General features: G+C 43.9%; 10 protein-coding genes and 1 riboswitch. Of the genes, 1 reads left to right on the forward strand and 9 read right to left on the reverse strand.

The features are described from left to right. Window positions 1-55: 55 nt before the first annotated feature. The 9 genes from metH to ACTJKG_RS02495 all read right to left on the reverse strand — a co-directional run bounded on the left by metH (window position 56) and on the right by ACTJKG_RS02495 (window position 14,497). Window positions 56-3,745: a methionine synthase gene (gene metH / locus ACTJKG_RS02455; RefSeq protein WP_440738260.1), complete on the reverse strand. Its 3,690-nt coding sequence runs from the start codon at window positions 3,743-3,745 to the stop codon at window positions 56-58. Between the two features lie 162 nt (window positions 3,746-3,907). After that, window positions 3,908-4,018: riboswitch (SAM riboswitch) on the reverse strand. Window positions 4,019-4,436: 418 nt separating this feature from the next. Continuing rightward, entirely contained in the window at window positions 4,437-5,168 is a 732-nt protein-coding gene (locus tag ACTJKG_RS02460) for a Bax inhibitor-1/YccA family protein (RefSeq protein WP_172335805.1), read from the reverse strand. A gap of 995 nt (window positions 5,169-6,163) precedes the next feature. After that, window positions 6,164-7,147 carry a YihY/virulence factor BrkB family protein gene (locus ACTJKG_RS02465; RefSeq protein ID WP_172335804.1) on the reverse strand — a complete coding sequence of 328 codons (984 nt, stop codon included), beginning with the start codon at window positions 7,145-7,147 and terminating at the stop codon, window positions 6,164-6,166. Between the two features lie 210 nt (window positions 7,148-7,357). Continuing rightward, a complete protein-coding gene (locus ACTJKG_RS02470; RefSeq protein ID WP_440738261.1) occupies window positions 7,358-8,038 on the reverse strand; it encodes a M15 family metallopeptidase in 681 nt (226 codons plus the stop codon). A gap of 10 nt (window positions 8,039-8,048) precedes the next feature. Continuing rightward, the gene (locus ACTJKG_RS02475; RefSeq protein ID WP_172335802.1) at window positions 8,049-9,278 is read right to left on the reverse strand and encodes an alanine dehydrogenase; all 1,230 of its coding nucleotides are present in this window, start codon (window positions 9,276-9,278) and stop codon (window positions 8,049-8,051) included. 308 nt (window positions 9,279-9,586) lie between these two features. After that, window positions 9,587-10,003, reverse strand: coding sequence for a tRNA (adenosine(37)-N6)-threonylcarbamoyltransferase complex ATPase subunit type 1 TsaE (tsaE, locus tag ACTJKG_RS02480; protein WP_440738262.1), 417 nt, complete (start codon window positions 10,001-10,003; stop codon window positions 9,587-9,589). 161 nt (window positions 10,004-10,164) lie between these two features. Further along, window positions 10,165-11,145 carry an alpha/beta fold hydrolase gene (locus ACTJKG_RS02485; RefSeq protein WP_440738263.1) on the reverse strand — a complete coding sequence of 327 codons (981 nt, stop codon included), beginning with the start codon at window positions 11,143-11,145 and terminating at the stop codon, window positions 10,165-10,167. Window positions 11,146-11,574: 429 nt separating this feature from the next. Continuing rightward, entirely contained in the window at window positions 11,575-14,091 is a 2,517-nt protein-coding gene (locus ACTJKG_RS02490; RefSeq protein WP_172334430.1) for a TonB-dependent receptor, read from the reverse strand. A 70-nt stretch (window positions 14,092-14,161) separates the two neighbouring features. Next, window positions 14,162-14,497 (reverse strand): DUF2946 family protein, encoded by a 336-nt coding sequence (locus ACTJKG_RS02495; protein ID WP_440738264.1) that lies wholly within the window; start codon window positions 14,495-14,497, stop codon window positions 14,162-14,164. Between the two features lie 302 nt (window positions 14,498-14,799). Between ACTJKG_RS02495 and ACTJKG_RS02500 the strand changes: the two genes are divergently transcribed. After that, window positions 14,800-15,147 carry a hypothetical protein gene (locus ACTJKG_RS02500; protein WP_166092174.1) on the forward strand — a complete coding sequence of 116 codons (348 nt, stop codon included), beginning with the start codon at window positions 14,800-14,802 and terminating at the stop codon, window positions 15,145-15,147. Window positions 15,148-15,217 lie beyond the last annotated feature (70 nt).

The raw sequence follows: 15,217 nt of genomic DNA on the forward strand, positions 1-15,217 counted from the left end.
CGTCTATTTGTGTTTATTTCTTCGCAATGACACGTGTGTTTTGTTTTTATTTAATTCAATAGTTAATATTCGGACTAAGCCAGCGTTCAACCGTTTCGAGATCCATGTTCTTACGGGTAGCATAATCCTCCACCTGATCTTTACTGATCTTACCCAGGCCAAAATACCTGGCCTGCGGATGCGCGAAGTAGAAGCCGCTTACCGATGCAGCCGGCATCATGGCCAAACTTTCGGTGAGATGCATGTGGGCGTTATCCTCAGCCTTGAGCAGATCAAACAAGGTGGTTTTCTCGGTATGATCCGGACAGGCCGGATAGCCCGGCGCCGGGCGGATACCTTGATATTCTTCCTTGATCAGGTCTTCGTTACTTAACTGTTCGCCTTTTGAATAGCCCCAGTGCTCTTTACGCACCAGCTCATGCATTTTTTCGGCAAAGGCTTCGGCCAAACGATCGGCCAATGCTTTGGCCATAATGCTGTTATAATCGTCATGGTCACGCTCAAATTCTGCTACCAGTTCATCGCAGCCCAAACCCGTTGTTACAGCAAAGCCCCCCATGTAATCGGGCACTCCACTTTCTTTCGGCGCAATAAAATCCGACAGGGCATAATATGGGTCACCTTTCATTTTTTCGGTTTGCTGCCGCAGGGTATGTATGCGGGTTAACAGTTGCGTTCGGCTTTCATCAGTGTATAATTCTATATCATCACCCACACTATTGGCTGGCCAAAATCCTATCACGCCACAGGCTTTTAACAGTTTCTGATCCACAATTCTTTTCAGTAATTCCTGTGCATCATCATAAAGCTTTTTAGCTTCATCGCCTATAAATTTATCGGCAAATATTTTGGGGTAACTGCCGCGGAGTTCCCAGGTATGGAAAAACGGTGTCCAGTCGATATAGGGCACCAACTCTTCCAGTGGGTACGATTCAAATACTTTGGTGCCGGTAAACGTTGGTTTTATAGCCACATCGCCATCCAGACTGATCTGGAATTTTGACTTACGGGCATCATCTATAGTCACAAAACGCTTGTCTGATTTTTTGTTCAGATGCGCTTCACGGGCCTTAGCATACTCGTCTTTTATACTTTGGATGTAAGCATCGCGGTTATCCTTACTCATTAAATTACTGCACATCGTCACGCTTCGCGATGCGTCGATTCCATGAATTACCGGACCGGAATAGTTCGGGTCGATCTTCACGGCAGCATGGATGCGCGATGTGGTTGCGCCGCCAACAATTAACGGAATAGTAAAGCCGTTTCGCTCCATTTCCTTGGCAAAATGCACCATTTCGTCAAGCGAAGGAGTGATCAGTCCGCTCAAGCCAATAATGTCCACATTCTGAGCTTTGGCTTCTTCAATAATTTTTTGCGCAGGCACCATCACGCCCAGGTCAATGATCTCGAAGTTATTACAGGCCAAAACTACACCTACTATATTTTTACCAATATCATGCACATCACCTTTCACGGTAGCCATTAATATTTTACCGGCATTGGCCCGGCTACCGCTTGAATCTTCACCGGCGGCAATAACCCTTTGTTTTTCGAGCTCGATAAAAGGCAGCAGATAGGCCACCGCCTTTTTCATTACCCGGGCCGATTTTACTACCTGTGGCAAAAACATTTTACCGGCTCCAAACAGGTCGCCCACGATGTTCATCCCGTCCATAAGCGGGCCTTCTATTACTTCCAGCGGTTTGCTGTATGCCAAACGGGCCTCTTCCACATCATCATCCAGGTATTCGATGATGCCTTTTACCAAGGCATGTGAAAGACGTTCCTGAACAGTACCTTTGCGCCATTCTTCGTCACGCACTACCTCTTTGCCTTTACTTTTGATGGTATCGGCATATTCTACCAGGCGTTCAGTGGCATCCTCACGGCGGTTCAGCAGCACATCTTCAACCAGCTCTAATAAGGTCTTATCAATTTCCTGGTACACTTCCAGCATACCGGCATTTACAATACCCATATCCATACCTGCACGGATGGCATGGTATAAAAATGCAGAGTGCATCGCCTCGCGCACTACATTATTGCCCCTGAACGAGAAGGAGATATTACTTACCCCACCACTTACTTTGGCATACGGCAGATTTTGTTTTATCCAGCGGGTAGCTTCAATAAAGTCGACGGCGTAGTTATTGTGCTCTTCCAGACCGGTGGCTACGGTTAATATATTGGGATCGAATATGATGTCCTGAGGAGGAAAACCAACTTCATTCACCAGGATATCATAGGAACGTTTACATATCTCGATACGGCGCTGCAGCGAATCGGCCTGACCGGTTTCGTCAAAAGCCATTACTACCGTAGCAGCTCCATAGCTTAATATTTTACGGGCATGTTCTTTGAACTTTTCTTCACCTTCTTTCAGCGAGATGGAATTTACGATGCCCTTGCCCTGGATGCATTTTAATCCCGCTTCAATGACTGTCCATTTTGAGGAGTCGATCATGATGGGCAGTTTGGCAATATCCGGTTCAGAAGCTACCAGGTTCAGGAACTTCACCATCACTGCTTCCGAATCGATCATACCTTCATCCATATTGATATCGATCACCTGGGCGCCGCCTTCTACCTGCTGCAGAGCCACAGCGAGGGCTGCTTCATAATCTTCGGCCAGGATCAGTTTCGAGAATTTGGGCGATCCGGTAATGTTGGTACGCTCACCCACGTTCACAAAAATGCTTTCGGGGGTGATGGTAACAGCTTCCAATCCGCTCAAGCGCAGGTTCGGATCGACCGTAGGAACTATCCTTGGCAAATATTTAGCGGCTTTTTCGGCAATACATTTAATGTGCTCAGGTGTAGTACCGCAACATCCACCCACAATGTTTACCAGGCCCGCTTTTATAAAATCATCCAGCTGATGAGCGGTTTCGTGCGCGGTTTCATCATATTGGCCAAACTCGTTAGGCAAACCCGCGTTAGGATAAGCTGATATAAATACATCGGCTTTTTCGGAAAGCTCGGCCAGGTGAGGCCGCATTTCTTTAGCACCCAAAGCACAGTTTAAACCTACCGAAAGCAGGTTAGCATGCCGTACCGAGTTCCAGAAAGCCTCCACAGTTTGACCCGACAGGGTACGCCCCGAAGCATCGGTAATAGTACCTGAGATCATAATAGGCAGATGTTTACCCGATTCATTTGCATACCTGTTGATAGCAAATAAAGCAGCCTTGGCGTTCAGGGTATCAAATATGGTTTCAACGAGCAACAGATCGCTGCCGCCATCAACCAGGCCACGTACCTGGTCATAATAAGCTTCGGCCAGGTCATCAAATGTTACGGCGCGATATCCCGGATCATTTACATCTGGGGACAGCGATGCGGTACGGTTGGTTGGCCCAACAGCACCTGCCACAAAACGAGGTTTAGCCGGATTTTTGGCGGTATATTCTTCGGCAACTTCTCGGGCCAGGCGTGCACCTTCATAGCTCAGCTCATATGCCAGTTCCTCCAGCTTATAATCGGCCAGGGAAATTATTTGTGTGCTGAAGGTATTCGTTTCAATAATATCGGCGCCGGCATCCAGGTATTCGGCATGTATAGCCTTGATAATATCAGGGCGAGTAATGTTCAGCAGGTCGTTATTGCCCTGCAAATCGGTCGTGTGATCTTTAAAACGCTCCCCACGAAAATCCTGCTCGGATAATTGGTACCGTTGTATCATGGTACCCATTGCCCCGTCAATTACCAGTATGCGTTTCTCTAGTTCTTTTTTAATATCCATGTTGGTATCAAATAGCTAGTATCAAGTATCAAGGACCGAAAACCCGGCGCCTGATGGTAGTATAGCAGGAATAAAGGCAGAAACTGTCTTGCTACCTGATACTAGCTACTTGATACTAAAAAATACAGCTTATCTCGAAAAGTCGGGTATATGACTGACTTTCGCTTATCTTTCCCAACATGTTGTGTATTGTTGAGTAGAATGTAGCACCTTGTATGGTACAGGTTGCTAAGACATCGCAGGGTCTAATCCCTCCGCCTTTCTCTATAAGCAATGCAAAGGTGCACAATAAAGCTTTAATATGCAATAGTTTTACCTCCTCCAATGGTGTACTTTATACGTGTTTACAATTGCATGAATATTTAGCATGAGGTATAGAGGAGTTATGCTACTAAAATCCCGCCATTACGTGTCCGGGAAAACTTTTTAAACCTTAAATTTTAACATTTTTTAATCAAAAACGAAGTAAAAACGCTTGTTTTTTGATCACTTTAACAAAGTTTTAACGCTGTTTTAACACTTTTTAACAAAATTTTTGCCCGTTTTGGAAAGTTTAAAAAGTATTAAATGATTGACCATAAAAGAGCGAAATACCGAACGGTCGGTTTTGTGCTTATCTGGACTTTAACTAAACAGCCCGGTTCTTTTTGCAAAGAACCGGGCTGTTGTATAAAAATATGTTTTCTGGCTATTATCTTCTTCTGCCGAATAAGCGCAGGATCATCAGGAAAAGATTGATGAAATCCAGATATAAAGTTAAGCCACCCATCAATGCCATTTTTGAAGCCGATGCATCACCGTATTCCAAACCTGCGCCAATACGTTTTAGTTTCTGTACGTCATAAGCGGTTAAACCTACAAATACAGCTACACCTACGTAGCTAATGATATAATCTAAGCCACTGCTGTGCATAAACATATTCAATAAAGATGCTACGATAATACCAATCAGTCCCATCATCAGGATTGGGCCATATTTGGTCAAATCGGTATTTGTTGTATAACCGGCGATGGCCATTACACCAAATACTACCGATGTAGTGATAAACACACCTAAAACCGAGCCTGCCGTAAAAACCAACAGTATATAGCTTAAGCTAATACCCATTATTGCCGAAAAAGCAATAAACAAGAACGCTAAAACCCCGTAGGATAACCGGTTAAAGCCAAAAGAGATGATTAACACGAATGCAAGCGGTGCAAACATCGTAATAGTACCTAAACCTGTATTACGACCAGTGACAGGATCGATAAGCATATTAAGCAGGGCCTGATTCTGAGAAAATAAGAATGCACAGACTGCCGAAAGGCCCAATGCCACAAACATCCATAAAAACACATTGGCTATGAATTTACGTGATGCATCCGTTTCGTTTAATTGTATTACGTTTTTATAAACGTATTCAGGATCTTTAGTTTCCATTTTTTTATTAAAATAAATTAATATACGAATTTACGAATAAAATGTGAATATCGTGTGAAGGGGTTTGGGTAGGGTGATAGCATATGATTGACTGGCGTATACCCGCTCTTGGCCGCGGGAGGGCCTTTACTTTGTAGCCACAAAGTAACCAAAGGGCTTTCAGCAGATAGGCTTCTTTGCGCTCAGGGCTTTTGCCCGGCAAACAAGGCAGAACCACGGGCTGCAATTATTTTGCCCTATTTCATTCGCTCGTTTCCCTGCGCTTCAGCAAAAACTAGCTATGCCCCAGCAACCGCACAGTCCACCATTGTTCTGCCCGCTTTCGCCCGAAGCTTATCTGCTGACGGGGAAGGAAAAGGTTGTTTTAATCAATAATTCAATAACTCAGTAATTCAATAATTAAAAAGGCCTATCTGCTGACGGGGAAGAAGACACGGCTGGGTTATGCATTTCTTATAAATATTCCCTCGTTTTCAAATAATCCTGATTTTTTTTAAAAAAAATCTAAAAAGCTGTATATCAGAAATAAAAACTTCAACATACTACCAATTAACAGGCCATTTAAGTCATAAAACGATCGTTTTTAGCCCTTTTGGACTCATCATTTTAAGACGAAAACATAATAATTTATCTTATAGATGTAACCCACAATGTTTTTATGCTGCGAGCAAAGCTTTCAACCAGCTATCATCCGGCTATAAACGACATTGGAATTATTTGACTTTTGATAAAACCCGCCAAAACATAATATATCGGTATGAAGACAATTATAGATTTATCTACAGCAATAATAGGACTGACAACTGCGCTGATCGGCTTGTTTATCGCCTTCAGGAATATTAACCAATCACGTCAAAACCATAAAACAATGACAGAAAAAACAACTTTGATCATTGCTATAGTAGCAGTGTTCGCCATGGTCATATTTGCCATATGTTACATAAGTAAAAGGCCATGAAAAATATCATTGAGTCAACAGGCCATTGCCATCCTTTTTACCCCTTGTTTTCCAGCTCTTTACTTTTCTTCAGCAGCTCCGGGTTTTGGGCGGGTAGTTCTTTTACGTGCCGCTCTACCTCGGTTTGCTGTACATGTACGGCGTACTCCGCTGGCTCAATATGGCTGCCGCTGGCTTCGGCATAAACCTGGGTAAACTCCGCGCCGATGTATAGTATGGCCGATGTATAATAGATCCACACCAGGATAACGATGAGCGAGCCCGCAGCGCCATATACCGATCCCTGCGCCGTATATTGAATATACAAACCGATGAGATACTGCCCCAGCATAAACAGCAAGGCTGTAAAAAACGCGCCGCTACGCACATCCTTCCATTTGATCTTCACATCGGGCAAAAACTTAAATATGATGCCAAACAAAATGGAGATCACCATTAACGTTACGCCCAGGTTAATACCTTGTACCAATAATTTAGTAAACTTTAAGGCAGGCAAAAGCTCCTCTATTTTGGATCCTACAGCGTCTATAATAAAATTAACCAGCAACGATGCCAGCAGCAAAAAACCTAAACTAATGATCAATGAAAATGACACAAAACGGTTCCGGAGCAGTTTGATCCAGCCGCTTTTGGGCTTTGCCTTTACTCTCCAGATGATGTTTAGCGAGTCTTGTATCTCTACAAATATGCTGCTTGCACCTACCAATAAGGTAACAATACCTATAGCAAAACCAAAGCCACTCTTCCCGTTTAATTTAAGGCTGGCTACCGTACTGTGAATCTGGTTGGCTGCATCGGCACCAACATAGGTACCTATTTGCTGATATAGTGTATCTGTTTTGGCAATAGGAATTAAACCAACTACTGCGATAAGCAAAAAGAGCAGGGGCGCGATGGAAAAAATGGTGTAATAAGCCAATGACGCGCTTAGTTTTAAGCCATTATCGTTGATGAAGCCACTAAAAGTAGCTACCAGTATTTTCCACAATCGTTTTAAACGTTCTTTACCAAAAAGTTTCATTTGCGCCTATTTAATTGATGCATCGAACCAAAGCGTAGCAATTTTAATGCCTTCTTTGGGACTTTGAGATTTGGAGACTTTTAGATTTGGGAACTTTGGAACAAGGATTTGGAGAGCAAGGAATAAGGACAGGGAAAATCTTTTCCTATTCCGGCTCTTTGTTCCAAAAATCCAAAAGTTCTTGCTTCATAAATCCTTACCCCCAAAATCCTATAGTCCCGAAAACGGAACATCCAACAATTCATAACCGGCCCAGCCGTTAAAATCATAATGCCACCACTCCGTTTTCAATACGGTAAAGCCATGGGCCTGCATTATTGTTTTTAATAATTCGCGATTCTCCAGCTGTTTTTTGCTGAGGGTGGGATAATTGGCCGCGGCCTTTTTGCTAAAGCTGTCAAACGGGGTAGGCATATCCAGCTCCTTTCCTGTTTTCAGGTCAATCAAACTCAAATCCACAGCACAACCCCTGTTATGTTTGGATCCCCTGCGCGGGTTGGCCACAAAATTGGTGTCCGGGGTCATCTCATAAAATTTAACCGTAACCGAATAGGGGCGATAAGCATCATAAATTTTAAGACCGAGGCCACGGGTTTGCAGATCGGTTTCTACCAGTTGTAATGCTTTTACCACAGGCAGGCGAGCATAGGCTTTTGCCTGCTGATACATACGCCTGTGCATAAAATTATTGGTGGTAGCGTAACGGATGTCCAGCGCTATCTGCGGGATGTACCGCCTAATCTCGACCAGCTGTTTATCGGGATTGGTTTTTACTTGTTTTTTGTACCACGCAGGGCCGCTTATTTTGGTGCTATCAATGTACTTATAATGCTGCGCACTGGCACTTATACCGGTTAAAACAAAAATCAGTACTATGATAAAACGATGCATAGGATAGGGTTTACCGGTGCGATACGATAAGCAGATCCAGATCTTTACAAGGGATAGTAAAACGCTCGCCAATATGTTTATTGGTGAGGTGCCCATGATAAATATATACTGCGTTACGCACGCCCGATTTTTGCCATATCACGTTTTTAATACCGCCCTGGTCACCGATATCCAGCAGTATGGGCGCGAATATATTGGTAAGGGCGTAAGTGGCGGTACGGGCCACTCGCGAGGCTATATTGGGTACACAATAATGGATAACATCGTGCTTACGGAACACTGGATGGGTGTGGTTGGTAACCTCGGAGGTTTCGAAACAACCGCCCTGATCGATACTCACATCAATGATCACCGAGTCGCGCTTCATGCGGCTTACCGTAGCTTCAGAAATAATACACGGACTGCGCCCGTCTTCCGCCCGCATGGCGCCAATGGCTACATCACAGGTGGTAATGGCTTTTTCGAGCACGATAGGCTGCACTACCGAAGTAAAAACCCGGCTGCCAATGTTATTTTGCAGGCGGCGCAGTTTATATATCGATGGATCAAAAACTTTCACCTCGGCACCCAGAGATATAGCTGTACGGGCAGCATATTCGCCAACGGTGCCAGCACCCAGTATCACAATTTCGGTAGGGGGTACGCCGGTAATACCGCCCAGCATCAGGCCTTTGCCGTCAAATACATTACTCAAATACTCGGCCGCTATCAATATAGATGTGGCGCCTACAATTTCGCTCATGGCGCGTACCACGCTCAGGGTATTGCCCTCATCGCGCAGATGTTCAAAGCTCAGCGCCGTGATTTTTTTGGCCATCATGGCATGCAGGCACTCAGCCTTCAGGGTAGCCAGCTGCAAGGCCGATATCAGTATTTGTCCGGGCTTCATGAGCTCAATTTCGGCCATTACCGGCGGAGCTATTTTAATGATGATATCGGCATCATGATAAACAGATTTGGTATCATAAACAATACGCGCACCCTGTTCGCTGTAATCTTTATCAGAAAAATTGGCTGCCTGCCCGGCATTGCTTTCTAAAATAACATCGTGCCCGTTATTAACCAATAAAGCAACCGAAAGCGGGGTTAAGGGAATACGGTTTTCCTGGAAAGATACCTCTTTTGGAATGCCGATGTATAACTTGTTCTTTTTGCTCTTAACCTCCAGCATCGACTCCTGAGGCTGCATCATTGCCTGTTTGGCAACGTCAGAAAACCCACTGTATATCCCTGAACTCATGATGTTTTAATTGTGGCTGATGAAGATAAAAATAATTATTGAATTACTGATTTGGATTAATTATTGAATTACTGATTTATTGAATTAGTGATTTTTCATATCGCAGAAGTTTTCTAAAAAACGAAAAAAAACGTCATTGCGAGGAGGAACGACGTGGACAACCGACTGAAAGGAGCTCATTAATCCCGATAAAAACAATAACACATTAATAATCCCCGATTTACAGAGTCGCTCTGTATAGTTTGGGATTGCCACGCTATCGCTCGCAATGACGATCGTTTTAGTTATTTGCACATCTACACATTCGCTCATACATTTTCCATATTAACCTCTCGCAAACCATTATTTACGGCTTTTATACTGATGCGGGTATAATGATCTGGCAGCAGATCGGGTATCTTTTCGGGCCATTCAATAAAGCAGTAAGCACCGGCATAAAAGTATTCTTCATAACCCATATCCAGCGCTTCTGTTTGATCTTTAAGCCGGTAAAAATCAAAATGGTAAATTTTATCTTCCGGTCTTTGATATTCGTTCACAATAGCAAACGTTGGGCTGGTGACCGTATCTTCAGTGCCTAAAAAACTGCACAGGCTTTTGATCAATGTGGTTTTGCCGGCTCCCATATCACCATAAAAAAGAAATATCCGGTTATTGCCCGCATGGGCTATGATGGCTTCGGCGGCGGCAGGCAGTTCTGCCAGTGATTGTACAGTTATTAACACGCTAATTGACTATTTTAAAATGTTTGTCATCCTGAGGAACGAAGGATCTATTCTTCTCATTGCCTATTGTATAATAGATGCTTCACTACGTTCAGCATGACAAAAGGGGGTTTTCTTCTCCAAAAATACCTAAATACTTTGACCTTATAAATCACCACTTACTAAATATTATCATCCAGCGCCTTTAAAAACTTTTCGGGCACTTCAATGTGTGGTATATGGCCGCAGTTATCAAATTCAATGAGCTTACAGCCGGGAATCTTTTTAGCTGTTTCGGGGCCCAGTATTTTATATTGCCCGTGTTTTGCTTTTTCGGCATCGGTTAACAGGCCTTTGCCTACAATGGTTTTGTCTTCTTTACCGGTAAACAATACGGTGGGTACTTTGATCAACCCAAACTCATAGCAAACCGGCTGCTCGTAAATCATTTCAAAAGTAAGCGCGGCAACTTTAGCATATCGCGGAAAGTCGGCGCTTTTGCTTACGCCCGAGCCTATTTTCACCAGGTAATCATACTCCGGTTTCCAGCTGGTAAAGTACGATGTCTGGTAATATTTTTTTACCGATTCAAATGTGGTTTTCAACTCCGTTTTGTAATCATCTTCGGCGCTTTGGTAGGGTACAAAGGTTCGGTAATCTTCCAGACCTATTGGGTCTTCCAGCAATAATTTTTCCACCCGGTCGGGATACATGAGTGTAAAGCGGGTGGCCAGCATACCACCCATGGAGTGGCCCAGGATGGCCACTTTCTGCACACCCAAAGTATCGAGCAGGTTTTTATTAAAACAGGCCAGCTGGTGAAAACTGTAATGAATAATAGCTTTTGACGATTTGCCGAAGCCGATTTGATCGGGCACTATGACGCGATAGCCTTTGGCGGTAAGGGCCTGGATCACGTTTGTCCAGTAATAACCACCGAAGTTTTTACCGTGAAACAATACCACGGTTTTGCCATTAGCATTGGCCGGTTTCACATCCATGTAGGCCATCCGGATATCCTGCCCTTCTACCTTGATAGGCATAAAACTTACCGGGTAGGGATATTTTACATTTTCGAGCGTGATGGAAAGGGTATCCGACTGTGCATATACAGCGGCGGACAGGGTAAGTATAGTGAATAGCAGTATGATTTTTAAACGCATGATGTTAATACGGGCGAGGGTTATAAATGTTTAAAGGACTGGGTCAGGAAAAAGTCATTATGAGTGTGGGAAGCGTTGTTGCGGAGCGCTCAATTGCCGCTAAGGGCTATTCCTTGGGTAGAAAGAAAAAAGCAAATAAAACTTAGTTAACAAGCAGCCCCAAGATCCCTTTCAGGAGACCCTTAGGGGACGAAAAATTATGATGTAAAAGGCAAGGCGCATATCGACTCACCGGTCTACGCTTCGCTGGACCGCCCTCTCTTCGCCTGCGGCGGAAAGAGGGTAGAGAAAATAAAAGTATAAAATCCCCTCCCTCCGCTTCGCGGAGAGAGGGGTGACGAGCACAGCGATGTCGGGGTGAGTCGACTCTCAACAAAAAAGGCCCCGCTTTACCAGCAGGACCTTTTCATTAATTAGGGATAAATTAACTTATGATGATTTTTTACCGGTGTTGAAACCAAACGGAACAACCACCTTAAAGCTGATATTACGGCCCATATTAAAAATACCATGATTGATACCATCGGGAGCGGTAGGATTGCCAAAATATTTAAGCCTGCTCATGTTTGACTGGTAATTTACATTAGCCAGGTTGGTACCTTCAATAAACAATTTAAGCACCGGCTGACCGGCCTTGTTAACAATGTTGCCACCAAACCCTGCGCTTAACAGATTGTAACCTGCTGTTGCTGTTTCGGTACCGTAAGCGGCAAAGAAACGGTTTTGGGCGCTGTAATGGTCAAAGCCAACAAAAACGTACAGGTTTTTAAAGTCGCCGAAGCCACCGTTAAAATTGCCGCGCAATTCTGAGTGGGTATGCAATGGTGGTATGAATGGCAGATATTTTAAGCTATCGGCTACCGGACCGCCATTTCCTTTGTTTTCGCCGTAAGTTAAGCTCAGCGAGTTTTCAAAGTGCAACCAAGGCAGTGGGTGTAAGTCAACATTAACTTCGCCACCGTATATACGGGCTTTGCTTTGTACATAGGTAAAAGTGTTATAGCCTTGGGTGATCACCGGGCTGCCATCGGGATTTAGCTCCTGTTGCTGGAATATGTAGTTGGAAATTTCATTGTTAAACAACTCCACACTGGCCGAGATATTTGGCAATGTTAAAAACGCGCCGATATCCTGTTGAAAACTGAACTCCGGTTTAAAATTCTTGTCGCCTACGTGATAGATCTGCGAGCCAGGGTCGGGGCCATTGGCGGATAGTTCGGCAATACTTGGCGCCCTGAAACCGCGGGCAAGATTAGCCTTAACCAAAAACTGATCAGATACATTGTAGGTTGCTCCAAAGCTTCCTGAAAAGCCTGTAAAGGTTTTGCTAAGCGCATCAAACTGTGATGCCACATTTGGCGCGGTGGCAGGGTTTGGCCCGGTATATAATTGCGGAAAGCCATGCGGGCCACCAATAGTATCCACATAAGCAGCATTACCCGTGAAGGAGCGTGAGTCAAAACGGGCGCCGGCAGACAGATCCAGTTTGCCAAAGCTTTTCTTGATCACAAAGAAAGGTCCGATATCAAATTGATGGTACGCTGGGATAGGGAAATCGGTGGCGCCATCAATAGTATTTTTACCATACTGACCATTTACACCAAATGTGGTTTCATAATCATTACCAATGTTAAAGTTGTATTTAATATCATAGGTGTAAGTATGCAGGTGCAGGTTTAAGCCTGGGATATCACCATACTCAGGGTGGGTATACTCACGCCTGTGGCTAAGCTGGTAGCCCAGGTTAACCAGCAGGTTGCCATTGCCTAAAATAAAGTTACTGTTGTTATAGATGCGGTAAAGCTGAACGCGTTGATGTAGGGTCGGGATGCGGTAGGTGTTTAGTTCAGATTCCGGAACGATAGCAGTAGCGCCATCTTCACTTATTTGCTTGGTGAATTGACGGGTAAGCGAATCGCGGCTGCCATCCGGGATATCCTGTTTATCATCAAAAACAGAAGCATGAAAATAAGAGTAACCCCATGATTTATTGAGGCCCACCATTACACGGGCGTCTTTTTCCTGATAACCGGTGGCGTATACCCGGCCATCTTGCTGGTTCTGGTAATTTTTGGCTTCTTTAGCCGATATTACCGTTCCCCAAACCAGGCCGTTCTGATTACCCTGTAACCTGAACGATCCGTTGAGTAAACCCTGGTTGGTGCCATAAATACCTTGCACCGAACCTAATATTTTACCTTCGGGAACCGGGGCGGGCGTAATCAGGTTAACCACACCGCCAATAGCGTCAGACCCATAAGTTAAGCTGGCCGGGCCTTTGATGATCTCCACACGGTCAATCGAGTTTTGATCAACTTCAATACCATGCTCATCGCCCCATTGCTGGCCTTCCTGGCGAATGCCATCCTGTAAAGTAATTACCCGGTTATAGCCCAAACCATGTATAAACGGCTTGGATATGTTTGGACCGGTTGTAACCGCGCTTACACCCGGCAAATTAGCAATCTGATCGATAATATTACCAGAAGCAGCACGCTGTTCCAGGTAGGTTTTGCCAACGGCTACCATAGGCACAGGGCTGCGTTTTATTTCGGTAGCCTTACTTACGCCTGTTACTACAACTTCACCGGCTTCTAATGACGAGGCTTGCAGCTTCACATCAAACACCGATGTTTTGGAAAGATCAACCTTTTGATTAAAAGTAGCATAACCCAGGTAACTTACCTGTACCAGGTAAACACCGCGGGGCACATGGTTTAACACATATTTACCATTTACATCGGTAATGGCGCCGGTGTGTAAGTCGGGGATGCTTACGGTAGCACCAATAACGGGTTTGCCATCGGTTTTATCGGTAACTGTACCGGTTAAAGTGCCTACAGCCTCTTCAACAGCTGCTTTTTTTGTAGTAACTGTATGGGCATTAGCAAAAGCAGAAAAACCTATAAAAAGCAATAATAAGCTACTAATTAGCTTTAATTTCATAATAAAAAAATTTGGGGATCAATAAATACCACACCAATGGTGGCGCTATTTTGCAAGAAAAAAACTAATATTATGAAAGTGCAGGGGGGGCACGTCCGGCAGCCAGCACAAGGCCTATGCTTACAAAACCATAGTCGCTGGCTTTAAAAAAATGCAATGTAGCTACCTGGGGTATTAAATAAAATGCCTGATCAATAACTGCGGCCTGATGATGCATGGCATCGCACAGGTAACATTTTTCCTTAAGAGTTTGTTGTTGCGGTTGCTGATGGTGATGATGAGTGGCGTATTCTGTCCCGGTTGTTTTGGCAAGCAGGTGTTGGTGAGTATAAACAACATATTGACCCGCTATAAAGCAAATGAGTAATAGCCAGGAGTATAGGATATGTAATTTATTTTTTTTCACCCTTAAAATACCTTTTTACAAAGATGATGCAAAAGTAGTTAATAAAATGTTAAAAATAATGCAACATTGTAACATTAATGATAATCGCACACTATATCATTTATTGTTCATGCTTGATGGTTCATGGATGTGGGAAAAAGTTCATAGTTCATGGATAATAGTTCATAGTAAGAGGTTATGGCTCTTTTATCTTCTAAACTTATGCGTACTATTTGACATTACTCTTTTACTATTATCCATGAACCATCAACTATAAACTACTCTTTCAACTATGAACAATTTTATCGCTTATCTTTGCCGGCATGACACCTGCCGAAATTAATGTGAAATGGGATGCGCTGCAGCAACGTATTGCCCAGGATTTTGATAACGAAAAACCCGATCTGAAAGTGATGCTGTTTTTAATTGGCGTGCAGGAACTTGGCCAGGGGCCACGCAAATTCAGCAAACGCCAAAAGGAAGAGTTGATGCATATTGCCAATTGCCGCCTTTTTAGCATGCTGGGTTTTTATGAGCTGGAAGGTTTGGATCAGGATGGCTGGCCGCATTGGAAAAGAGTTAAAGTAATACCCAACTATACCCTGTTGGAACAGGAAATGATCCTCAAATCGTTGATGATTAATTATTTTGAGGAACTGGAAGGGAATTAACCGCCTTTTGCGGCTTCACTGCAAAGAGCGTAAAAACGTAAAAAGATAACGTCATTGCGAGCGCTAACCA

Source organism: Mucilaginibacter sp. 22184, assembly GCF_052045695.1.
Lineage (GTDB): Bacteria > Bacteroidota > Bacteroidia > Sphingobacteriales > Sphingobacteriaceae > Mucilaginibacter.